The following is a 22151-nucleotide window of genomic DNA, read 5'->3' on the forward strand; positions in this document are numbered from 1 at the left end:
TGAGTCTCAGGGACTACGATGCGCAGTCTTGCCCAATGCATGTGCAAGCGGCTCTGTCTAGAGCCTTGCACCTAAAATGCCGGCCCACGCTGACCTCAGCTCCGATTCCTTCCACCGACTCTCATTGATGACCCGGCCTTCGAATCTTCTCCACCTACTGCTGCCGGCGCCCTTGCGCGGCATTCTGGCCAGCGTGCTGCTCGCCCTGAACACTGTGATCGGTGTGGCTTTGATGATGCCGCCGGCCTTGCTCAAGCTCGTACTGCCCGTCTTGCCGGTGCGTCGCCTGTGCGACCGAACACTCAATGCGATCGCGGCGGGCTGGGTGGCATTCAACAATGCGTGGATTGCGGCCTTGAATCCGCAGCAGTGGGATGTCCAGGGCATGGAAGGACTGCACGAGCGAGGCTGGTATCTGGTTTCGCCCAATCACCAGACCTGGGTGGATATCTTGGTGCTGCAGCGCGTGTTCCATGGCCGCATTCCCTTCCTGAAGTTCTTTCTCAAGCGGGAGTTGATGTGGGTGCCCGTGATCGGCCTGGCTTGGTGGGCGCTGGACTTTCCTTTCATGAAGCGAGGTCGCAATGCCAGCTCGCAAGCGGATGACCTTGAAACCACGCGCAAGGCTTGCGAGCGCTTCAAGACCATCCCGACCACGGTGATCAACTTCGTTGAGGGCACGCGCTTCAGTGCTGCCAAGCATGCCGAACAGAACAGCCCGTACCAGCACTTGCTGAAACCCAAGGTCGGTGCCTTGAGCATGGCGATGGCCACCATGGGCGACCAGTTCGAGGCCATGCTGGATGTCACCTTGGCGTATCCCGACGGCACGCCCAGCTTTTGGGACCTACTCTGCGGCCGTTGCGGGCGTGTGAGGGTGTACGTTCAGCAACGGCCGATTCCTGCTGAGCTGGTGGGCGGCAATCCCATGGCTGACAAGCGCCTGCGGGCAGGGATTTCCATGTGGATCAAACGGCAGTGGTCCGACAAAGATGCCTTGCTGCAAGGCCTGCGCGTGCCGGAGTGAGTTGGGGTGCGCAATGGACGGCAGTTACTTTCTGATCAACTACCAATAAGGGCAGTCCTCATGCGAGCAATCAGCCACGCCTCTGTGTTATTCGCCCTGACGGCTTCGGCACTTGCCGTGGCCGCAGCGGACCTGCAGACATGCCGCAATATTGCCGACGCCCAGCAGCGACTGAGTTGCTATGACGCGCTCTCTCCCCCGGCCGCAGCTTCGACAACTGCAACTGCAACTGCCCTGGCCCCTAAGCCTGCCGCCCCAGCTCCGGTCCAGGCTTTAGCAAGCAATGCCGACGCTTTTGGGCTGCCAGTCAATGCCCGAACGGGCGAGGCTCAGACCGTCTCCAGCCGTCTGGCGCGCGAGCTGGACAGTTGGGCCCCGAACCAGATCATTCAACTCGCCAACGGCCAGTTGTGGCAGGTGGTGGATGGCAGCAGCGGCGTGCTCCAGGCTGAGAATCAACGGGTTCTGGTGCGCCGCGGCGCCTTGGGGACCTACTTCATGGAGTTTGACGGGCTCAACCGTTCGCCGCGTGTCAAACGCGTGCAATGACGCGCAAGGTATCGCCGTGTCTGCGCCCTGAATACAGCGTTTCTGTGCCTCGCGTTTGCACGGCCGGTGCCTAAACTAGGGTCCGCCTCTGACTCTTTGCGCGGCCTGCAGCCGCTTGCCTGATGTCCCTGCTTGGCCTGCACCATCTTCGGGGCGCAACACCTGCCGCCCTGTGGCAGAAGTTCCGCTCGGGTGGTCCGAAGGCCGTGCTCGCTGCGGCGGCCATGGCCCTGGTCGGGGTGTCCCTGACCGCCTTGCTCAGTCTGAGCAAGCGTGCCGAAATTGCGCGGGATGCCCAGCTTCGCTTTGACATCCTGGCGGCGCGCATCGAGCGAGAGATCGAACAGCGTTTGCGCCAGCCGATCTATGGTCTGAAGGGTGCCCGCGGCGTCTACGCGGCCAGCGATTCGGTCACACGTGATGATTTCCGCAACTATGTGGACTCGCGCCATATGGGACAGGAGTTCCCCGGCATCCGCGGCTTTGGCTTCATCGAGCGCGTTCTGCGAGGAGACCTTGAGCGCTTCACGTCAGAAGCCAAGGCGGACGGCATGCCTGACTTTCGGGTCCGAAGCAGTCCGGGGGCGACTTCTGAAGACTTGTATGTGATCAAGTACCTCGAGCCCCTGGCTGACAACATCAATGCAGTCGGATACGACATGGGCCAGGACCTGCTGCGGCGTGAAGCCGTCGAGCGGGCGGTACTCACCGGGCAAGACACCTTGAGCGGTCGCGTCAATCTGCTGCAGGACGAAGCCGGCCGGCCTGGCATGCTGCTCCTGGTGCCGGTCTATCGACGCGGCGCCGATCCGCAGACACCGGAGCAGCATGTGCGCGCTTTGGTCGGCTTGGTCTACGCGCCGCTGCTGGTCCATGAGTTGATGGACGGTGTGGTTGATGTCAGTGAACAGCTCCTGGACTTCCGCCTGCTGGCCGATGACGGGCCACAACAGCTGGACCTACTCTATGAGACCCAGAGCGAGCCACGTGAAGCCGTCTGGCAGATCGAGCGTCGATTGGAGTTTGGTGGCAAGCACCTGCAACTGCAGCTGGCCAGCACGCCGGCATTTGAGCAGCAGATCGACCAAGGCCCGGTCCAATGGATTGCCCTGAGCGGCCTGGGCCTGAGTTTGAGCCTTGCGCTGGCAAGCTGGTTGCTGATCTCGGGGCGGCAGCGCGCCGAGGCCTTGGCCGCCTCGCGCACGGCCGATCTGGCCCAAGCCCTCGGAGAAAACCGTTCTCTGCTCAGCACCATCCACCAGCACGCCATCGTCTCCATCACCGACCCGGCGGGCACCATCATCGAGGCCAACGAAGCCTTCTGCCGCATCAGCGGCTACAGCCGTGAAGAGCTGCTCGGCAGTGACCATCGCATCGTCAATTCTGGTCACCACCCGGCAGAATTCTGGCGTGGGGTCTGGTATCAGCTGCAAGCCGGGCACAGCTGGCGCGGCGAGCTTTGCAACAGGGCCAAGGACGGTCGGCTCTACTGGGTGGACAGCATCATTGCGCCCATTTTTGATCTGCAGGGCAAGCTCGAAAAATACATCTCGATCCGTACCGACATCAGTGCCGCCAAGCGAGCAGCCCAGCGCCTACAGAGCAATCAGGTCGTGCTGGACCGTGCTGAGCGTCTGGCCGGACTGGGTGCTTGGGAGCTTGATCTGGCCAGCCAACAGCTGATCTGGTCCGACCAGACTTTCCGTTTGCATGAGGTCAGCCTGGACACTCCCGTGACCCTCGATCTGGCGCTTTCGCATCTGGCCGAGCCCGGCCGAGCGGCCCTGCAAGACGCCTTGCATCAAGCCGCCTCGGGGCGGGCCTGGGATCTGGAGCTCAGCTTGCGCACGCACAAGGGACGCGAGCTGTGGGTGCGTTCGGTCGGAGAGGCGTCCTTCGACGATCACGGCGCTCTGCGGGTGTTCGGGACCTACCAGGACATCACCCTGCAACGTGCGCTCGAGGCCCAAACGCGGCAGGCCAATCAAGTGCTGCGCAGCGTGCTGGAGAACCTTCCATGTGCATTGAGCGTTTTCGATGCACAACTCAATTTACTGGCGCATAACGCCCAATTTCGGCGCTTGCTGGACTTTCCCGACGCTCTCTTCGAGGGCGAAGTCACGAGCTTCGAGCGCATCATCCGATTCAACGCCGCGCGCGGCGAGTATGGTCAGACGCCTGACCTGGACGCCACTGTCCAGCAGATCGTCGAGCGGGCCCGTCATCCCAGTGCTCATCAGTTCGAACGTACTCGGCCGAATGGCGACACCTTGGAAGTGCGCGGCTCTCCCATGCCCGACGGTGGTTTTGTCACCACCTATGTCGATATCAGCGCACGCAAACGCGCGGAGGCAGAGATCTTGCGCGCGGAAGCGCTGCTGCGTGGGTCGATCGATGCTGTCAACGAAGGCTTTGTGCTCTACGACCCGGACGACCGACTGGTCTTCTGCAATGAGAAGTACCGCCAGATGTATGCCGCGTCCGCCGACCTGATCGTGCCGGGCGCTAGCTTCGAGTCCATCATTCGGGGCGGTGCCGAACGCGGCCAGTATGCCGAGGCGCTGGGCCGGGTGGAGGAATGGGTGAGCGAGCGCATGCGCGCTCACCGTGAGGGTGAGGTCACGCCGTTGCAAAAACTCGGCGACGGACGCTGGGTGCGGGTGATCGAGCGCCGCATGGATGACGGGCACCAAGTGGGCTTCCGCATCGACATCACTGATCTGATGCGCGCCACCGAGGCGGCTGAGAGCGCCTCGCGCTCCAAGAGCCAGTTCTTGGCCAATATGAGCCATGAGATCCGCACGCCCATGAACGCGATTCTCGGCATGCTCAAGTTGCTGCAAAAGACCGAGCTGAGCGAGAGACAACTGGACTACGCCAGCAAGACCGAAGGCGCGGCGCGCTCGCTGCTGGGCTTGCTCAATGACATTCTGGATTTCTCCAAGGTCGAGGCCGGCAAGATGAGCCTGGATCCGCAGCCCTTCCGTCTGGAACCGCTGCTGCGTGATCTGTCGGTGATTCTTTCGGCGACGGTCGGCCCCAAGCCGGTCGAGGTCTTGTTCGATCTCGACCCGGCCTTGCCGCCGGCCGTGGTCGGCGATGCCCTGCGACTGCAGCAGGTGCTGATCAATCTCTGTGGCAATGCCGTCAAGTTCACTCCGCGCGGTGAAGTGGTGTTGGCCTTGCGCCTGCTCAGCCTGCATGCTGGCGAAGCCGAACTTGAGTTCTCGGTGCGGGACAGTGGCATTGGCATCGCCCCCGAACATCAGGCGCATATCTTTTCCGGCTTCACCCAGGCCGAAGCCTCGACGACACGCCGCTTCGGCGGCACCGGCTTGGGTCTGGCCATCAGTCAGCGTCTGGTGCAGTTGATGGGTGGTGAGTTGAGCCTGGACAGCGCGGTCGGGCAGGGCAGCCGTTTCGCCTTCACCTTGAAGCTGCCGCTGGTGCCAGATGCTGCCGAAACATTGACGCGAGGAGATCCTTCCGCGTCGCCGCTGCGCGCCTTGATCGTGGACGACAACCCGTTGTCGCTGACCCTGCTCGGGCAAATGGCCCAGACCTTGGGCTGGCAGGCCGACTTGGCCAGCTCGGGCGAGGCGGGCTTGGTTCAGCTCGAGGCGGCCAAGGCCAGCGGGCAGGGCTACCAAATGGTGTTGATTGACTGGCAGATGCCGGGCCTGGACGGCTTCGAGACGGCGCGGCGGATTCAAGCCCTGGGAGGCTCTGCCACGGCTCCGCTGCTGATCATGGTCACGGCCCACGGGCGAGAGCTGCTGAGCCAGCGCAGTGAGCAAGACCAGGATCTTTTGCAGGGCTTCTTGGTCAAACCGGTCACACCGGCCATGCTGTCGGATGCCTTGCATGCGGCCCAGGCGCGACTTGGCCAGCCGGTGCCGGCTGCTCCGGCCGCCGCCCCATCGCTGCGTCCTTTGCAGGGCTTGCGTCTGCTGGTGGTAGAGGACAATCCAAACAATCAGCAGGTGGCACAAGAGCTGCTCGAAGATGCCGGTGCGCTGGTTCAGCTGGCGGGCCATGGTCAGATCGCTGTCGATGTCTTGCGCGCCGATCCCGATGGTTTCGATGTCGTGCTGATGGATGTGCAGATGCCGGTGATGGACGGCTACACCGCCACGCGGGTGATCCGGCAGCAGCTCGGCTTGGTCGAGCTGCCCATCGTCGCCATGACGGCCAATGCCATGGCCTCGGACCGCGAGGACTGCTTGGCCGCGGGCATGAACGAGCATGTCGGCAAGCCTTTCGATCTCGAACACTTGGCCCAGGTGCTGCTGCGCTTGAGCGGCCGTGTCGCGCCTGAGGCGCCGGTGCAGCCCGAGCGCAGCTTCCCGACGCTGGCCGTGCCGGGCGCGCTGCGCCAGCGGGCCCAGAGTCTGGGTGTCGACTTGCAGGCCGCCATGGACCGTTTCATGGGCAAGACGGCGCTGTTCCAGCGCATGGTGAGCTCTTTCTGCAAGTCCGCTGGGCAGATGGATGCGCAGCTGCGCAGCTGTCTGGCTCAGCATGACCACGCTGGAGCCATGTTGGCGCTGCACAGCTTCAAGGGCTTGGCTGCAACGCTGGGCGCACAGCGCCTGTCCGAGCGCGGTGCTGAGGGCGAAACCCTGCTCAAGCAGGGGCAGGCGCTGGGCGAAGCATGGTTGTCCGATCTGCAGCAGCAGGTATTGCAGGGCAGTCAGGACTTGCAGCAATTGGCTGCTGAGCTTGCGGCACTGGAGCTTACTCCGCGCGAGCAGGCGCCGTCCGTCGAGGCGGAGTCCGGCGATGATTCCGCCTTCCGCGCCGCCTTGCAGGGCTTCATGCGCATGCTGGAGGATTTCGACATGGACGCCACCGAAGCTTTTGCCGTGCTGCAGAGCCAACACGGGGCGCGCCTGGGTGCGCATGCCGAGGGCATGGACGAAGCCGTCAGCGCCCTGGACTTTGCCCGTGCCTTGCAGCTGGCCCGCGAGCTGCTGCCGGAGGCCTCCACATGAATGCCAGCGTCGGCAGCGCAGGTGATAGCTTCAACCCTTTGCAGCAGCTGGGCCGGCGGCCACGCCTGCTGATCGTCGACGACCAGCCGGTCAATATCCAGGCGCTCTACCAGGTGTTCGCTCACGACCATCAGGTCTTCATGGCCACCTCAGGAGTCCAGGCCCTGCAGCTGTGCCGCGAGAAGCAGCCTGATTTGCTGCTGCTGGACATCCAGATGCCCGGCATGGATGGCTACGAAGTCTGTCGTCAGATCAAGGCCGATGCCGAGCTCGCGGCCCTGCCGGTGGTCTTCGTCACGGCACACAGCGATGCCGAGACCGAAACCCGCGGCTTGGACTTGGGCGCGGTGGATTTCATCAGCAAGCCCTTCAGCCCGGCCGTGGTGCGCGCGCGCGTGCGCACCCACCTGACGCTCAAGGTGCAGAGCGATCTGCTGCGTGAGCTGGTCTTCATCGATGGTCTGACCGGGGTCTACAACCGCCGGCATTTCGACGAGCGCCTGGCCCGTGAGTTTCAGCGGGCGCGCCGCCAGGGCAGCAGCCTGGCCTTGATGATGATCGATGTCGACTATTTCAAGCGCTTCAACGACCGCTACGGCCATTTGGCCGGCGACGACGGCTTGCGTCGGGTGGCGCTGGCGCTAAAGGCCCAGCTCAAGCGCCCGGCGGATCTGCTGAGCCGTTTTGGTGGCGAGGAGTTCGCCTGTGTGCTGCCGGACACCGAGCTGACCGGTGCCCTGTCCTTGGCCGAGGCCATGGGCGAGGCCATGACGGCGCTGGACATTGCCCATGCCGATTCCGACGTCGCGCGCAGCCTGAGCGTCAGCATCGGCGTTGCAGCGCTGCGCCCACATGGCACGCTGGCGGCGGCCGACCTGGTCACGGCGGCCGACGAGCAGCTCTATTTGGCCAAGTCCGGCGGGCGCCGGCGCGCCTGCGGCATCACGCTGTAGCGGTGTCGGCGGCCAGCCGCTTGTAGTAGAGCGCCGAGCCATGGAGCCGGCCATCGGCACAGGCTTCATGGTCCGGGATCTCGCCGGCGCGCTGCCAGCCTAGGTGGACGAACACCGCCTCGGCTTGCGAGCCGGCCTGAGCCTCCAGCACCAGCAGTGAACGTCCTTGCGCCTGGGCACTGCATTCCAGCCGGGCCATCAGCCGGCCTGCAATGCCGCGGCCTCGGGCCTGGCTGTGCACCATCAGCTTTTGCACCTCACCACGGTGGTGCGCATTGCTGTGCGGCGCCAGCGACAGCTGCACCGCACCCTGCAGCGGGCCGCTGGGCACGTGCGCGTCACTGCCGTCGGCGCTGTCACTGTCGCAGGCAATCCAGAGGCTGTGTTGCGGGCCCAGGCGGGAGAACACCCCATGCCAGTAGGTCAGAGCAGCGTAGCGTGACAGGGGGGCCAAAAAGCCGAGGCTGGCGCCGCGGTGCACGCCGTCAATCAGCAGGTCGCACAGCGCCGGCAGCCATTGCAAGTCGTTCGGGCCGATCTTGCGCACGCACAGTGCTTGCTGGCCTTTGACGGCCTGCAGTGCCGAGGCGGTCAGGCATTTACGGGCGGCCTCGGGCGCCATCAGGGCGCTGCGGGCGGTGAAAGCGCTGGCGGCGGGTTTGGCAGAGAGGATGGTGGAAAACATGGCCTGGCCTCCGGGTGCGTGCAAAAGGATCAAGAGCCCCGGAGATCCTCCGGGTTTGTCCTGCTTGCATGCAAGCCGCGTGCCAGGCCGAGCGAAATCAGTCCTGCAGACCGGGCTCGGCCTGCAGATGGGCGCGGCCGCCCCGCTTGGCCTCATAAAGCGCAGTTTCGGCTCGCCGCTTGAGGTCTTCGATGTCGCGGTCGCCATGCCTCAGCTTGGCCCATCCGCCGCTGTAGGCCAGCTCGAAACCGAGCTCCGCTGGTGCACGCTGCGCCAGGGCGGTGCGCAAGCGCGCATCGAGGGCTTCGGGTCCTTGGGCGTCGCAGCGCGCCATCAGCACGCCGAACTCTTCAGGGCCAATGCGCCCGGCCAGGTCGCCGAGCCGCATCTGCGCTTGGATGCAGCTGCCGAACAGTGCCAGGGCGCGGTCCCCACCTTCCGTCCCATGGCTGGCGTTGATGGCCTTCAAATGGTCCAAGTCCAGCAGCACCAGGGCCAGTGGCTCCTGGTGGCGGCGCGCCATGGAGATCAACCCGATCGAGCGGGCCGCAAAGGCGCGAGCGTCGGCCAGGCCGGTCAGGCTGTCGGTTTGGGCCAGGCGGGCCAGTTCCGCCTCCGCCTCGCCGCGCCAGGCCAGCACCAGGCCCAGCAGGCCGGCCGTCAGGCTCCAGTGAACGGTCAGGCCGAGCAGGCTGTTGGCCGCGCCGGCCAGATGCAGATTGGCCAGGCTGCGGGCATCTTGCAGACCCGCAGCCGCCAGCGTGGCGCGCAGCAGGCAGATCAGGCCGATGGGGACGATGGCGGACAGCAGCAGGGCGCGCCAGCGCAGGCTGGTGCTGCTGGGCTGCAACTCTGGGTCGGGCGTGCTCATGTCCGGGCGCAGCTCCTGCGGCGGGCGCGGCAGGGTCAGGCTCAAAGCCAGCATCAGGCATTGCAGGCCCAGCCAGGCCTGGCTCCAGGCCAGGCGGAAGCTCACGCTGTCATGAAAGTGAATGCCATAGCCCAGGCCCAGCAAGACCGGCGCGGCCGCCATCAGCCAGCGGCCGCGACGGCGCAGCAACCAGAGCTGCAAGGCCCACCAGAGGGCGCTGAGGCTGGCGCTGAAGGACACCATGGCCAGGGTCTGCAGGCCGCGCGCCAGCTCGGGCTGATTGGCGCTGGCCTCGATCAGCAGCCAGCCGATTGCGTTCGCGCCCATGCAGGCCTGGGCCCAGCGCGTGGCCGGGCCGCTGCGCCAACCGCTCAAGGCCAGCAAGAGGAGGGCCGCCGCCAGGGCCTGCACCAGCAGCACATTGAACAGCGTGGGGTTGTCAAACAGCATGGTGGCGGGCTCTGGTTGTTCTTGGCGGTGGCAGCGTACGCAGGCAGGGCGGCTTGATGGATTCTCTACTGGAAGGCCACCTCGGCAAAGCTGCGCAGCTTGCGGCTGTGCAACTGTGCCGCCGAGCCCTGGCGCAACAGTTCGACGGCACGCAGGCCGATCTGCAGATGCTGGTCCACGCGGGCGCGGTAGAACTGGTCGGCCATGCCGGGCAGCTTGATTTCGCCGTGCAGGGGCTTGTCGCTGACGCAGAGCAGGGTGCCGTAGGGCACGCGCAGGCGCAGGCCGTTGGCGGCGATGGTGGCGCTTTCCATGTCCAAGGCCACGGCCCGGCTCTGGCTGAAGCGGCGCTCGGGGCCGCCGTGCCGGGTCTTGGGCAGCAGCTCCCAGTTGCGGTTGTCGGTGGAGGCCACTGTGCCGGTGCGCAGCAGGCGCTTGAGCTCCAGGCCGCTGAGCTGGGTGATGTCGGCCACGGCGGTTTCCAGCGCCACCTGCACCTCGGCCAGGGGCGGGATGGGCACCCACAGCGGCAGGTCTTCATCCAGCACATGGTCCTCGCGCACATAGGCATGGGCCAGCACATAGTCGCCCAGCTGCTGGCTGTTGCGCAGGCCGGCGCAGTGGCCCAGCATCAGCCAGGCATGGGGGCGCAGCACGGCCACATGGTCGGTGATGGTCTTGGCATTGGCCGGGCCGACGCCGATATTGATCAGGCTGATGCCGCTGCGGTCGCGCCGGATCAGGTGGTAGGCCGGCATCTGCGGCAGACGCGGTGGCAGCTGGCCCAGGGCATCGGCGTCTTCGGGGCTGAGGCCCACGCGTCGGGTGATGCGGTTGCCCGGCTCGACCAGGGCGATGCAGTCGTCCAGCTCATGCGGGCGGGCCGGGTCGGGCCGCTCGCGCATCAGCGCCTGGCCCAGTTTGACGAACTCGTCGATGTAGAACTGGTAGTTGGTGAAGAGCACGAAGTTCTGGAAGTGCTCGGGGCTGGTGCCGGTGTAGTGGCGCAGGCGGTGCAGGGAGTAATCCACCCGCGGCGCGGTGAACAGGGCCAGGGGCTGGGGTGCGCCCGTTGGCAGCTCTTGCGTGCCGTTGGCGATGCCGTCGTCCATATCGGCCAGCTCGGGGAAATCGAACAGGCTGCGCAGCAGGCGGCGGCGCTCGGGCGCCAGCTGGCTGTCCAGGCTGGTCTGCTCATCGAGCGCGAAGTGCAGGGGGATGGGCTGCTTGCTGCTGCAGACCTCCAGCTCCACGGCGTGGTTTTGCAGCAGTAGCTCGAACTGTTCCAGGTAATAACGCGCAAACAGCTCGGGGCGGGTCAGCGTGGTTTCAAACACGCCGGGGCCGGCCACAAAGCCGTAGGCCAGGCGCGAGACCTGGCGCTGCTCGCGGGCACTGCTGCCCACGCGCAGGCGCAACAGGGGGTAGCAGGCGCGCACCGGGGCGATGTCCTGGCCGGCGAGAAAGTCCTGCAGCGCGCGGCGCAGCTGCTGCAAGCCGGCCTGGTAAATCTGCTGCACATAGGCCAGGGCCGGGGCGGCCTGGTCAAAGGTCTGGGGCGCAAAGAACAGTGAGTCCATGAGGCAGTGTCGGGCGGGTTGGGCGCGGCCGAGGCGCTGCGCCATCGGCCTTGATTGTGGCCCCGGCCAGGACGGCCTCGACCTCTCCGCGACCCAGGGCCAGATCGTTCAGCGCCCGACCATCCATCTCGCGCAGCTCGGCCTCTGCGCGGCGGGCTTGACGGCGGGCTTGGCGGCCTTGTTCCAGCCTGCGCAGCAGGGCTTGGAGGAGCTGGGCGTGTAGGAGCTGGGATATGGGCTTGGGGTTCATGGCGTTCACCGTGTGGCTTGGGAGTGGTTGCCATCTTGGGTTTTGAGGTATGGTTTGAAAAGTTGAATGAACTGATTGAAAAAGTCAGGAAAACTGATGCGATGCCTGAGCCTGGACCAGATCCGCACCTTGGTGGCAATCGCCGACCTGGGCAGCTTTGCCGCCGCTGCCCAGGCCCTGCACCTGGCGCCGCCGACGGTGAGCCTGCACATCAGCGAGCTGGAATCGCGCCTCGACGCCACCCTGCTGCTGCGCCGCAAAGGCGCGCCGCGCGCCGATGCGCGGGCCGCTGGGCTGAGCCTGACCCCTGCCGGCCAGGAGTTGGTGCAGCGAGGGCGTCAGCTCTTGCGCGATGCCGAGGACGCCGAGGCCCAGGTGCGCCGCCATGCGCGCGGTCTGGTCGGCCGGGTGCGCCTGGGCACGGCCACCGGTGTGGTCGTGCATCTGTTGCCGCAGGTGCTGGAGGCGCTGGCGCAGCAGCATCCGGGCATCGATGTGGAGCTCAGCGTGCTGGGCTCGGCCGACACCTTGGCGCGGCTCGATGCCGGGCGCCTGGACATCGGCCTGGTCACCTTGCCCTTGCCCGGCGGCACCGGCCTGCGCTGCACGCCCTGGCGGCGCGATCCCATGGTGGCTTTTCTGCCGGCCGACTGGGAGGCGCCCGCGCAGCTGGACCCGGCCTGGCTGGCCGACAAGCCGCTGATCTTCAACGACAGCAGCACCCAGATGTACCGCATGACCATGGCCTGGTTCGGTCAGGCCGGCTTCAACCCCAGCGCCCGCATCGAGCTCAATTTCACCGAGGCGATGAAGAGCCTGGTGGCGGCCGGCTACGGCGCGGCCCTGCTGCCGCTGGAGAGTGAGCCGGAAGCCGAACGTCTGACCCGCCTGGTCGGCCAGGAGCGCATGCAGCTGCGCCCCCTGAACCCGCCGTTGAGCCGCGAGCTGGCCCTGGTCCATGCCGACGAGGCCATGCTGCCGCCCGGCGCGGCGCCGGTGCTGGAGGTGTTGCGGGCTTTTGCTCAGGCCTGAGGTGCGCGTTTCTTGGGCGGGTCCCTTCAGCGGGCCAGCGTCACCGCCGCCAGCAGCAGCCAGGCGCTGTGCGGCAGCCATTGCTCGTTCCAGCGCCACTGGTTTTCGCTTGGGCCATTGGCAAAGGCCAGGCCCTCGCCGGCCTCGCTGTCCGGCGCGCCGGTGATGCCGTTGGAGACGCCGCCGCGCAGCATCACGCCGGCGCTGCTGGGCGCCGCCGGAGGGTTGCGCGCACCAAAGCCGTAGAGCATGGAAATGCCGTATGGGTTGCGGCCCAGGATCCAGTCCAGCTGCGCCTGGGCGCTGCGGGCCAGGTCGGCGCGGATGCCGAAGTTGGCCTTGCCGCCCGGCGTCGGTTCCAACGCTCGGCCGGCCAGCACCGCCGCCGTGCTCAGCGATGCCAGGCGGGCGCTCTCGCCCTGCCACCAGTAGCCGGTCTCGTTGCGGTGCGGCATGAAGAAACCGCTCTGGATGGGGCCGGGTGTTCCGCCTGGCGCGGCCAGGCGGAAGCGCTGGCGGGCGTAGCCGTAGGGGTTGGCCACGGCCTGGTCCAGACGCTGCTGCGCGTCCAGCGCTCGGCCCAAGGCTTGCCGCACAGAAGCTTGCCTTGCGGTCTCGGGCTCGATGCTCAGGTAATGGCTGAGGCTGATCAGGGGCAGGCCAGCCTCGACCGCGTGGTAATGCGGGCGCTGACCCACGGCATCGCTGTAGAAATGGCCCTCGCTGTCTTGCCGCTGCAGCATCTGCGCGGCGCGCTCGCGCGCGGCTTGCAGGTACTCGGCGTCGCCGGTGGCGCGCAGCAGTTCCACCGCTGCGATCAGGGCGCTGTAGTCGTCGATCAGGTTTTCCTGCCCGTTGGCGCAGTAGCTGCGGCCATGGGTCTGCAGATGGGCGAAGGCCCGGCGCGCATCGGCCAAGTAAGCGGCGCCGTTGAACTCGCCCTGGCGCCCGCTGCTCTCGGCCAGCATTGCGGCGCGCGCCAATGCCGCGATGGCCAGGCCGCCGCCGGCGCGGAAGGCGCTGCGATAGCCCCGGGTGTAGACGCCGTCTTCGCCTTCGTAGCCCACCACCATGCGCTCGGCATCGGCGGCGCCCCAGCGGTCGAAGACGGTGGTGTAGAAGTAGCCCTCTTCATCCAGCACGCGGTGCAGGTAGTCGGCGCCCCAGAAGGCCTCGTCCTGAGCCTGGCGCAGCAGGCCGGCGCGGGCGAACAAGCCGGCTGATTCATGGGCACTGTGGGCCAGCACCCAGGCGGCCATGGGCGCCTGCTGCGGGTTGAAGAAATTGGCATAGCCGAGGTGGGACAGGTATTTACCGGTGTCGCCGCCGGCATCGCGCCAGCCGCCCCAGACATCGACCACCCGGTCGGTCTCGAAGATGCGGCGGCGGCGATCGCCTTCATCGAGGTGGCGCGACTGGCGGAAGTAGTCCAGCAAGGCCCCAGCCGTCTGCCGGAACAGGGCTTGCGGCTCCACCTGCACCGTGGCCGAGCGCACATGCTGGCCGCCGACCCACACCTCGACCTGGTAGCGGCCGGGCACCGTCAACGCTGAAAAGTCGACCTGGAAGTGTTGACGCCCCGGCGCCCAAGCCTCGAAAGCGGGCAGGGCGCTGAGCGGCCCTTCGGCCTGCACCTGGCCATCGCGAAGCACGCGGTAGCGCCCGCCGCTGGCGCGGCCGGCCGAGCTGACCACGGCCACCTTGGGCCCCAAGCTGTCCAGCGCCACCTGGTTGATCTGCACCTGCAGCGCGTCCCGGGGCAAACGCACCAGGCCTTCGACCTTGGCGCTCGGGGCGCTGTTGGCGCTGCCGAGCAAGCCCAGACTCAGGCCGGTGGCCGCCAGCCAGAGGGCGCGCCGACGCGGGCAGGGACAGGCGGGGTGCGGGGGAGATGGCTGATGCATGGGCGTGGCTCGTGAATCAAAGCGGGTGGGGGTGATTGGGAAAGGGGTGGAATGCCCGGCGGACCATAGCGACCCGGGCTGTGATCGTCAATACATACAACCACTAGAAGTAATAAAATGAAGTGTGAGCTCAGCGGGGCAGGCGCCGAACGGCCGCCCGGGCCCCCTGGCTTATGATTTCAGCGACATCACGAGGACTTGAATCCATGCGAACCATAGGCCGCGGCGCCACCCAGCAATCCAGTGCTCCCTACAACCGCCGGGTCGTCTTGGACTTCATCCGTCAGCAGGGCGCGGCCTCGCGCAAGGACATTGCCGACATGGTCTCGCTGAGCCCGCAGACCGTGGCCAATATCACCAACGATCTGGAGTCCATCGGCCTGATCGTCTCGCGCCGGCAGAAAGTGGACAAGACGCGCGGCCAGCCGCCGATCGCTTTCGAGCTGAACCCCGAGGGCGGTCATGCCATCGGCGTCAGCCTGGAGCCCGGGAGGGTGTCGGCGGCGCGGGTCAACCTGGTCGGCGATGTGCTGGAGCGCAGCGAGATCGAGCTGGACACCAGCCACCGGCAAAACCTGCTGGCCGCCATGCTGGCCCAGGTGCTGCAGCTGCGCAAAGGCACGCGTGAGCGGCTCTGGGGCATCGGCGTGGCCCTGCCGGGGCCGCTGGGCGCCACCGACATCAGCTTCCTCGGCCCCACGGCCATGGAGGGCTGGGCCGATCTGTCCTTGCTGGATGAGCTGCGCGACGCGGCCCGTTTGCCGCTGTTCTACAGCGTCGACAGCGTGGCCGGTGCCCTGGGGGAAACCCTGTTCGGCGTGGCCCAGTCCCTGGACAACTTCTTCTACCTGCACCTGGGACTGGGCCTGGGCGGCGCCCTGGTGGTGAACCGCAATGCCTACCGCGGCACCAATGGAAATGCCACCGAGATCGGTCATGTGCCGGTCGTGCCCGGCGGCCTGCCTTGCTACTGTGGCAATTCCGGCTGTCTGGAGCGTTATGTCTCTATGCATGCGCTGGCCGAGGCCCTGGGCCTGAGCGACCCGCAGCTGCGCTCGCCCCAGCTGCTGGCGCGGCTGGCGGACCCGGCCGATGCGGTCGTTGAGGCCTGGTGCCAGCAGGCCGGGGAGCGCCTGCGCGACGCCATCTGCATGATCGAAAACATGCTGGACCCGCGCGCCATCGTCATCGGTGGCGGGGCGCCCAAGGTGCTGGTCGAGCGCCTGCTGGCCGCCGCGCAGCCCCTGCGGCGCTCGGTGCGCGGCGGCGTCGGTGATCCGGATCTGCGTCTGCTCTTGTCCGAGCGTCAGGGCGACAGTTCCATCCTCGGTGCGGCCGTGCTGCCGATCTACGAAATGCTCTCGCCGCGGCTGGAAACTGTGCAACAGGATCGCCGCCCAGATGCCGATGTGGCCGAGCTTCTGGGGCACCGCAGCGGCGGCCGCTGGGGTGGCTGAAGCGCCGATGAAAAATAAACACACCCATTGGATTTAATTATTGACGAGGCGATTCGGGCCGACCTATAGTCGCGCCCCATGGATCGCAACACCTCTTTTTCTGCCCCTCTCATCTGCGCCATCGGCGACATCGGCGTCGATCTCGTCATGGGCATGCTGGATCAATGGCCGCAGCTGGGCACCGAGCTGGTGCTGCCACGCAGCGAGCTGCGCGCCGGTGGATCGGCCGGCAATGCGGTGCTGGCCCTGCGCCATCTGGGCGCGCCGGCCCGCTTGGTGTCGGCCGTGGGGGATGACGACTTCGGCCGCTGGCTGGGCGCGCAGTTCGAGGGTGTGGATGCCCGCCTGGCGGTCTGCGAGGTGGCTTCCACCGTCTCGGTCGGCCTGATGCACCGCTGCAGCGAGCGCAATTTCTTCACCACCGAAGGCCATCTGGCCGCCTTCAGCCTGGAGCAGGCGCTGGAGCGCGTGCCACCGGCCGTGCCGGGCAGCATCGCCTTGCTGACCGGCGTGTTCCTGCTGCCGCGCCTGCGCCCGCAGTACCCGCAGCTGCTGGCCGAACTGCGCGCCCGCGGCTACCAGCTGGCGCTGGACACCGGCTGGCCCAGCGAGGGCTGGACGGAGGCTGTGCGGGCCGAGGTGCTGGCCTGGTTGCCGGCCTGCGATCACCTCTTGCTCAATGAGCTCGAAGTGCGCCAACTGGCGGGCACCGAAGATGTCGATCAAGCCATGCGCATCGTGCTGGCCCACCTGCCGCCGGGCGGCACCCTGGTCGTCAAGGCCGGTGCGCGCGGCGCCTTGGCGGCCCGAGGCCAGCAGTTGCTGCGTCAATCGGCCGAGGCGGCGGAGGTCTTCGACACCATCGGCGCTGGCGACAGCTTCAACGCCGGCTACCTGGCCGCCTGCCTGCGCGGCGCGCCTCTGCAGCAGGCCCTGGCCTGTGCTTGCCAATTGGCTTCGGCGGTGCTGGCGCGCTTCCCGCGCCGGGGCATCCAGCCGGGCGAGTTCCGTGAACTGCTGCTGGACCAGCCGGCTTGAACCTAGACCGAAAGACCGAGGAGGCCCGAATGAGACAACAGCGCCACGGCATCGTCATCTACATCCTGGTGATCTGGTTCGCGATCTCCTTCGTGACCAATCTGATCGGCCCGCTGATGCCCGTGCTGATCGAGGACTTCCATCTCAGCCTCGGGATGGCGGGCTTTCTGCCTTTTTCCTTCTTTCTCGCTTACGGCCTGGTGTCGATTCCCGGCGGCCTGCTGGTCGAACGACGCGGCGCCCGCTTCACGCTGGCCCTGGCCTTTGCCCTCAATCTGATCGGCGCCCTGGCAATCGCGCTACAGCCGGTGTATGCGGTGGTGATTGGCGGGCTGTTCGTGATCGGCCTGGGCATGGCCTTGCTGCAGGTGGTGATCAATCCGCTGATGCGCACGGCCGGCGGCGAGGCGAACTTCGCCTTCTATTCGGTGATGGGGCAGCTGGTGTTTGGCCTGGCGTCCTTCATCAGCCCCTGGGTCTTTCAGCGCTTGATGGCGCGCCCGCCGACCCATCCCGGCGCGCTGGTCTGGGTCGATTTCTACTGGGCGTTTGTGTTCGCCTTTGCCGCCCTGGTGCTCATCAACCAGCGCCTGCCCTTGCCGCAAGTGGAGCTGCGCGAGGATGAGCGCATGGGCGGCTGGTCGGCCTACCGCGAGCTGCTGCGGCGCGTTGATGTGTGGTGTTACTTCCTGGCCATCGTCGCCTACGTCGGCACCGAGCAAACCCTGGCGAACTGGATGTCGCAATTCCTCAGCAGCCAGCATGGCCTGTCGGCCACGGCCGAGGGCGCCGATGCGGTGGGCCAGTTCTGGGGCCTGATGTCCCTGGGCTGCTTGTTGGGCCTGCTGCTGCTCAAGCTGATGGACTCGCGCCGGGTGCTGGCCCTGTTCGTGCTGGCGGCCATGGCCTGTGTGGCGGCCGCGCTGTTTGGCAGTGCGAGCCTGGCGCTGTGGGCCTTTCCGGCGGCTGGCTTTTGCCTGTCGGTGATGTTTTCTGTGCTGTTCTCGCTGGCGCTGAACTCGGTGCCCCTGCACCACGGTGCTTTCTCCGGCATCTTGTGCACGGGCATTCTGGGCGGCGCGGTGTTGCCCATGCTGGTGGGTCAGCTGGCCGAGACCACCGGCCTGCGCCTGGCCATGTGCAGCGTGTTTCTCAGCCTGGCCTATATCTTCAGCGTGTCGATCTGGGCGCGGCCTCTGGTCAGCAACCAGACGCTACCGCTGTCCGAACTCTTGCAGCGGGCGCGACGACGAGCGCCGGCCACACCGGCGCAGCCCTGACGCTGCCGTTCACCTTCTCTCCCAGTTCTTCTTGCTTCCTTGCGCATGCCGTCTCGGCATGGGCAGGTCCGTCTCTGTCTGCTTGTCTGTCTCTCCGTCCTTCTTCTCCCTACAACGATTCAGGAGCCTTGAATGAAGACCCGTCACCCCACCCGTTTGACCTTGACGGCCCTGGCCGCCGCTGCAGCGCTGAGCTGCCTGGCGCAGCAGGCGCGTGCGCAGGAGGCCAGCGCCGCTGCGCCGGCCGCGAGCCGCGCTGAAGCCAAGGACAGCAAGGCGCAGGAAAAGAATGAGCTGCCCATCGTGACGGTGACGGCGACGCGCGTCAGCACCGGTCTGCTGCAAACCCCGGTGGCGGTGACGGCCATCACCCAGGACAAGCTCACCCGCGAGGGCGTGACCGATGTGCGCGGACTCAGCGGCTCGGTGCCCAATTTGCAGATTTCCACCGGTGCCGATTCGGGCGTGCAGATCAGCATCCGCGGCGTCAGCTCCAACAACTTCACCGAGATCGGCGACCCGGCCGTGGGCCTGCATGTGGGCGGCCTCTACTCGCCGCGGCCGCAGGGCGCCATGGCCTTGATGTTCGACCTGGAGCAGGTGGAAGTCTTGCGCGGCCCGCAGGGCACGCTGTTCGGCCGCAACTCCACCGCCGGCAGCGTCAACATCATCCCGGCCAAGCCCGAGTTTGGCGAGACCTACGGAACGGCCGAGCTCGACCTGGGCAACTACAACAAGCGCCAACTCAATCTGGTGCAGAACATCGGCCTGAGCGACACCCTGGCCTTGCGCGCCACCTTCAGCAAGGTCACGCGCGACGGCTGGATCAACCAGAGCCAGGACTTCACCGATGTTTACGACCCGGTGCATGGCCTGCAGCCCGATGGCATCCCCGATGTCGACCAGCGGCGCAACAGCAAGGTCAGCAAGAAGAACTACTACTACAACAAGAACGAGTGGGCCGGCCGCATCACGGCGCGCGCCAAGTTCAGCGCCGATCTGGAAGGCAGCCTGTCCTACGAGAAGTTCCAGAACTCCGGCGCCGGCGAGCTGGCCATGAAGGATTGCGACCAGGCCGCGGGCACCGCCTTTGCCTGCACGGGCGGCAAATGGGATGCCAAGGTCAATGTGCCGGGCAAGATCGACATGTCCATCGACACCGTGCGCGGTGGTCTGGTCTGGAATCTGAACAAGACGGCCACCGTCGAATACAACTTCGCCTACGCCGACCAGCGCCGTTCGCAGCAGACCGATGACGATGCCGGTTATCACCCGCTGGCCAGTCAGATCACGGCCGAGGTGCCCAACCATTCGGGCGAGGAGAGCTGGGGCATCTATCCCTTCTACGACAACTCCTCCAACACCATCGATTCCAAATACATCTCGACGGTGCATGAGCTGCAGTTCAAGCAGAAGACCGAGACCCTGCAATACGTGCTGGGCGCCTTCTGGATGCACGAAAAGAACCAGATCAACTACGCACAGGACATGCTGATGGGCGGCCCCTACGGCCTGCCGACCAGCGCTTACTTCGCGCAGCCGAACCGGCCGGTTGATTCCAAGGCGCTGTTTGCTCAGGCCGACTGGAAATTTGCGCCGACCTGGACGGCCACGCTCGGCGGCCGCTTCAGCTGGGACAAGAAAACCGACATCGGCGGCCGCAACTACGGCTCCTACGGCGTGGCCGACGGCGCTTACTACAACGGCAAGTACGACGCCGGCCTGCCCGGCCACGAGGGCTTCCGCCCGCACACCAGCAAGGACCTGACGGCCGATATGGGCGCATTCGCAGGCGTGGGCGCCTATGCCGGTTACGGTGAGCCCGCGCACAACGACCACAGCGAGAGCTGGAAGAAGTTCACCTACCGCCTGGGCCTGATGAACCAGATCACGCCCAAGGACATGGTCTACACCTCGCTGGCCACCGGCTACAAAGCGGGTGGCTTCGGCGACAAGGACACCTTTTGCATGGAGCACGAGTGCATCGGACCCTATGCCGGCAAGACCACCTTCCTGCCCTACAAACCCGAGACCGTCACCAACCTCGAGTTCGGCTACAAGGGCTTGATGCTGAACAATCGCCTCAGCATCTCGGCCACCGCCTTCTACAGCAAGTACAAGGACATGCAGGTCACCGGCGATGCCTTCATGAGCAAGTTCAAGCCCGAGGCACCTTGCCCGGCTGACAACCCGGGCTGCGATCTGCACAGCACTTGGCAGACCGTCAATGTCGGCGTGGTGGACATCGCGGGCCTGGAGTTGGAGCTGGACTACAAGCCTTGGGCGGGCGCCCGCTTGGGCGGCTTCTTCTCTTACCTCAGCACCAAGATGAAGAACTACCCGAGCTTCAGCGATGCCTGGCAATGCGACTACCGCGCGCAGATGGGTGCTCCGGCCTGCCCGCCGACTTATGAAGGCAGCGACCCAGCGCTGCTCGGTCGCCCCATCTACGACATCACCGGCAACCAGCTGCCCCTGGCGCCCAAGTACAGCCTGGGCCTCAACTTCTCTCAGGACTTCAACTTCGCCGGCGGCTACAAGCTGACGCCTTGGGTTTCGCTCAAGTGGCAAGACAAGATGTACTTCACCCTGCGCAACCTGGACAATGCCCACATCTCGGATGCCCAGAAGGCGTACACCAAGGTCGATGCCTCGATCAAGCTGGTGTCACCCAAGCAATGGCATGTCGAGGCCTATGCGCTCAACCTGGGCAACACCATGACCAAGAATTCCTTGATGGCGGGTGATGGCTGGGTCAAGGGAACTTGGAACGACCCGCGCATGTATGGCGTTCGGGTGGGCATTGAATACTGAGCCGGCTCAGCCGGCCTGAGGAGGAGCACCGGCATGGCCGTTCTTGAGAGCAACGTGGCGCCCGCGAGCGCCGCCTGGCCCGCGCTGCGCGGGGGCCGCATCGTCGCCATCGACATCTTCCGGGCGCTGACCGTGCTGGTGATGATCACGGTCAATACTTGGGGCGGGGTGGTCGGCTTGCCGGCCTGGATGCGCCACATGCCGGCGAATGCCGATGCCATGAGTTTTGTCGATGCGGTGTTTCCGGCCTTTCTCTTCATTGTCGGCATGTCCATTCCTTTCGCCCTGCAGCAGCGCCAGCGCCTGGGCGACAGCACCGTGCAGCTGCAACTGCAGGTGCTGCAAAGAGCGCTGGGCCTGGTCTTGATCGGGGTCTTCATGGTCAATGCGGAGGGCGGCTTTCATGCAGCGTCCATGCCGCTGCCCATCACGGCCTGGACCCTGTTGATCTACCTGGCGGCCTTTGGGGTCTGGGGCTCGCTGCGTGGTGGGCCGGCGCTGGCGCGATCCTGGCGTTGGGCCGGGCTGGGCCTGTTTGCCCTGCTGGCCTGGCTCTACCGCGGCGGCGCCGATGGGCAGAGCGGCATGAGCCCGCAGTGGTGGGGCATTCTGGGCTTGATCGGCTGGGCCTACCTGATTGGCTGCGCGGTCTATATGCTGGCGCGTGGTCGTCTGGGCGGCGTTCTGCTCGGCTTGGTGTTCAGCGCGGCCTATGCCACGCTGCATTGGCTCGACGCGGTGCAGGCGTCACCGGGCTTGGCCCTCTTGTTCAGCCAAAACGGGCATTTCGCCCATGCGGTCCTGGTGCTCAGCGGCTGCGCCACAGCCTTGCGCTTCTACGGAACTGGGAGTCAAACGGATCGCGCGCGGCTGTGGCTCTGGGCCCTGGCGTTTGCGGCGCTGTTGGCGCTGGCAGCGGCGCTGCTGCGGCCGGAGTTCAAGGTCTCCAAGATCCTGGCCACGCCGAGCTGGGCTTTGTACAGCGCGGCGGCCTGCGTGTTGATCTTTGCGGCGCTGGCGCAGTGGGTGGACGGCTGGGGCCGCAGCTTGTGGCCGGCCTTGCTGGAGCCAGTGGCCGCAAACCCCTTGCTGGCCTATTTGATCCCCTTCGTCGTCGGTGCCGCCATGGGCTTGGTCGGCTGGAGCTGGCCTGAGCTGTTCAGCCGCAGCCCGGGCGGGGTGATCTTCGGCCTGGTCTATGCCTTGCTCGTGGCTGCTGCGGTCAAATGGCTGGCTGCACGTGGCGTGCGGCTGCGCATTTGAGTGA

The 22151-nt window shown here is 66.2% G+C and carries 15 protein-coding genes; 11 read left to right on the forward strand and 4 right to left on the reverse strand.

The window, feature by feature from the left end; translation table 11 throughout:
• Positions 1-127: 127 nt before the first annotated feature.
• From yihG to LNV23_RS22375, 4 genes are all read left to right on the forward strand, one after another.
• Positions 128-1027, forward strand: coding sequence for a 1-acylglycerol-3-phosphate O-acyltransferase, YihG family (gene yihG, locus LNV23_RS22360; protein WP_263565004.1), 900 nt, complete (start codon positions 128-130; stop codon positions 1025-1027).
• A gap of 60 nt (positions 1028-1087) precedes the next feature.
• A complete protein-coding gene (locus LNV23_RS22365; protein ID WP_263565005.1) occupies positions 1088-1576 on the forward strand; it encodes a hypothetical protein in 489 nt (162 codons plus the stop codon).
• Between the two features lie 122 nt (positions 1577-1698).
• The gene (locus tag LNV23_RS22370) at positions 1699-6570 is read left to right on the forward strand and encodes a CHASE domain-containing hybrid sensor histidine kinase/response regulator (RefSeq protein WP_263565006.1); all 4872 of its coding nucleotides are present in this window, start codon (positions 1699-1701) and stop codon (positions 6568-6570) included.
• Entirely contained in the window at positions 6567-7523 is a 957-nt protein-coding gene (locus LNV23_RS22375) for a diguanylate cyclase (protein WP_263565007.1), read from the forward strand. The genes LNV23_RS22370 and LNV23_RS22375 overlap by 4 nt, the downstream gene beginning before the upstream one ends.
• On the opposite strand, the gene LNV23_RS22380 is transcribed toward LNV23_RS22375, so the two are convergent.
• From LNV23_RS22380 to LNV23_RS22390, 3 genes are all read right to left on the reverse strand, one after another.
• Entirely contained in the window at positions 7513-8208 is a 696-nt protein-coding gene (locus LNV23_RS22380) for a GNAT family N-acetyltransferase (RefSeq protein WP_263565008.1), read from the reverse strand. The two genes, LNV23_RS22375 and LNV23_RS22380, sit on opposite strands and share 11 nt — an antisense overlap.
• A 97-nt stretch (positions 8209-8305) precedes the next feature.
• Entirely contained in the window at positions 8306-9529 is a 1224-nt protein-coding gene (locus LNV23_RS22385; RefSeq protein WP_263565009.1) for a GGDEF domain-containing protein, read from the reverse strand.
• A gap of 65 nt (positions 9530-9594) precedes the next feature.
• A complete protein-coding gene (locus tag LNV23_RS22390) occupies positions 9595-11109 on the reverse strand; it encodes an AMP nucleosidase (protein WP_263565010.1) in 1515 nt (504 codons plus the stop codon).
• Between LNV23_RS22390 and LNV23_RS22395 the strand changes: the two genes are divergently transcribed.
• Together LNV23_RS22395 and LNV23_RS22400 are read left to right on the forward strand one after the other, a co-directional pair.
• A complete protein-coding gene (locus tag LNV23_RS22395) occupies positions 11108-11332 on the forward strand; it encodes a hypothetical protein (RefSeq protein ID WP_263565011.1) in 225 nt (74 codons plus the stop codon). The genes LNV23_RS22390 and LNV23_RS22395 overlap by 2 nt on opposite strands.
• A 123-nt stretch (positions 11333-11455) precedes the next feature.
• On the forward strand, positions 11456-12391 hold the full coding sequence (locus LNV23_RS22400) for a LysR family transcriptional regulator (protein WP_263519153.1): 936 nt from the start codon (positions 11456-11458) through the stop codon (positions 12389-12391).
• A 26-nt stretch (positions 12392-12417) separates the two neighbouring features.
• Here LNV23_RS22400 and LNV23_RS22405 read toward each other — a convergent pair whose 3' ends face one another.
• Positions 12418-14295, reverse strand: a complete 1878-nt coding sequence (locus LNV23_RS22405) for a glycoside hydrolase family 9 protein (protein WP_263565012.1) — start codon at positions 14293-14295, stop codon at positions 12418-12420.
• A gap of 206 nt (positions 14296-14501) precedes the next feature.
• On the opposite strand from LNV23_RS22405, the gene LNV23_RS22410 reads away from it, so the two are divergent.
• From LNV23_RS22410 to LNV23_RS22430, 5 genes are all read left to right on the forward strand, one after another.
• Positions 14502-15752 carry an ROK family transcriptional regulator gene (locus LNV23_RS22410; RefSeq protein WP_263565013.1) on the forward strand — a complete coding sequence of 417 codons (1251 nt, stop codon included), beginning with the start codon at positions 14502-14504 and terminating at the stop codon, positions 15750-15752.
• A gap of 78 nt (positions 15753-15830) precedes the next feature.
• Positions 15831-16790, forward strand: a complete 960-nt coding sequence (locus LNV23_RS22415; RefSeq protein ID WP_263565014.1) for a carbohydrate kinase family protein — start codon at positions 15831-15833, stop codon at positions 16788-16790.
• A gap of 29 nt (positions 16791-16819) precedes the next feature.
• Entirely contained in the window at positions 16820-18070 is a 1251-nt protein-coding gene (locus LNV23_RS22420; protein WP_263565015.1) for an MFS transporter, read from the forward strand.
• Positions 18071-18202: 132 nt separating this feature from the next.
• Positions 18203-20884, forward strand: a complete 2682-nt coding sequence (locus LNV23_RS22425) for a TonB-dependent receptor (protein ID WP_263565016.1) — start codon at positions 18203-18205, stop codon at positions 20882-20884.
• Positions 20885-20917: 33 nt separating this feature from the next.
• Positions 20918-22147 carry a DUF5009 domain-containing protein gene (locus tag LNV23_RS22430; RefSeq protein WP_263565017.1) on the forward strand — a complete coding sequence of 410 codons (1230 nt, stop codon included), beginning with the start codon at positions 20918-20920 and terminating at the stop codon, positions 22145-22147.
• The last annotated feature ends 4 nt before the right edge of the window (positions 22148-22151 follow it).

Source organism: Kinneretia sp. DJ1R-11, assembly GCF_025717595.1.
In the GTDB taxonomy this organism is placed as follows: Bacteria; Pseudomonadota; Gammaproteobacteria; order Burkholderiales; family Burkholderiaceae_C; genus Paucibacter_A.

What these genes read in the sequence shown, in the direction of transcription:
- yihG (WP_263565004.1), top strand. Translation starts at nt 128, where the DNA reads ATGACCCGGCCTTCGAATCTTCTCCACCTACTGCTGCCGGCGCCCTTG.
- LNV23_RS22365 (WP_263565005.1), top strand. Translation starts at nt 1,088, where the DNA reads ATGCGAGCAATCAGCCACGCCTCTGTGTTATTCGCCCTGACGGCTTCG.
- LNV23_RS22370 (WP_263565006.1), top strand. Translation starts at nt 1,699, where the DNA reads ATGTCCCTGCTTGGCCTGCACCATCTTCGGGGCGCAACACCTGCCGCC.
- LNV23_RS22375 (WP_263565007.1), top strand. Translation starts at nt 6,567, where the DNA reads ATGAATGCCAGCGTCGGCAGCGCAGGTGATAGCTTCAACCCTTTGCAG.
- LNV23_RS22380 (WP_263565008.1), bottom strand. Translation starts at nt 8,208, where the DNA reads ATGTTTTCCACCATCCTCTCTGCCAAACCCGCCGCCAGCGCTTTCACC.
- LNV23_RS22385 (WP_263565009.1), bottom strand. Translation starts at nt 9,529, where the DNA reads ATGCTGTTTGACAACCCCACGCTGTTCAATGTGCTGCTGGTGCAGGCC.
- LNV23_RS22395 (WP_263565011.1), top strand. Translation starts at nt 11,108, where the DNA reads ATGAGGCAGTGTCGGGCGGGTTGGGCGCGGCCGAGGCGCTGCGCCATC.
- LNV23_RS22390 (WP_263565010.1), bottom strand. Translation starts at nt 11,109, where the DNA reads ATGGACTCACTGTTCTTTGCGCCCCAGACCTTTGACCAGGCCGCCCCG.
- LNV23_RS22400 (WP_263519153.1), top strand. Translation starts at nt 11,456, where the DNA reads ATGCGATGCCTGAGCCTGGACCAGATCCGCACCTTGGTGGCAATCGCC.
- LNV23_RS22405 (WP_263565012.1), bottom strand. Translation starts at nt 14,295, where the DNA reads ATGCATCAGCCATCTCCCCCGCACCCCGCCTGTCCCTGCCCGCGTCGG.
- LNV23_RS22410 (WP_263565013.1), top strand. Translation starts at nt 14,502, where the DNA reads ATGCGAACCATAGGCCGCGGCGCCACCCAGCAATCCAGTGCTCCCTAC.
- LNV23_RS22415 (WP_263565014.1), top strand. Translation starts at nt 15,831, where the DNA reads ATGGATCGCAACACCTCTTTTTCTGCCCCTCTCATCTGCGCCATCGGC.
- LNV23_RS22420 (WP_263565015.1), top strand. Translation starts at nt 16,820, where the DNA reads ATGAGACAACAGCGCCACGGCATCGTCATCTACATCCTGGTGATCTGG.
- LNV23_RS22425 (WP_263565016.1), top strand. Translation starts at nt 18,203, where the DNA reads ATGAAGACCCGTCACCCCACCCGTTTGACCTTGACGGCCCTGGCCGCC.
- LNV23_RS22430 (WP_263565017.1), top strand. Translation starts at nt 20,918, where the DNA reads ATGGCCGTTCTTGAGAGCAACGTGGCGCCCGCGAGCGCCGCCTGGCCC.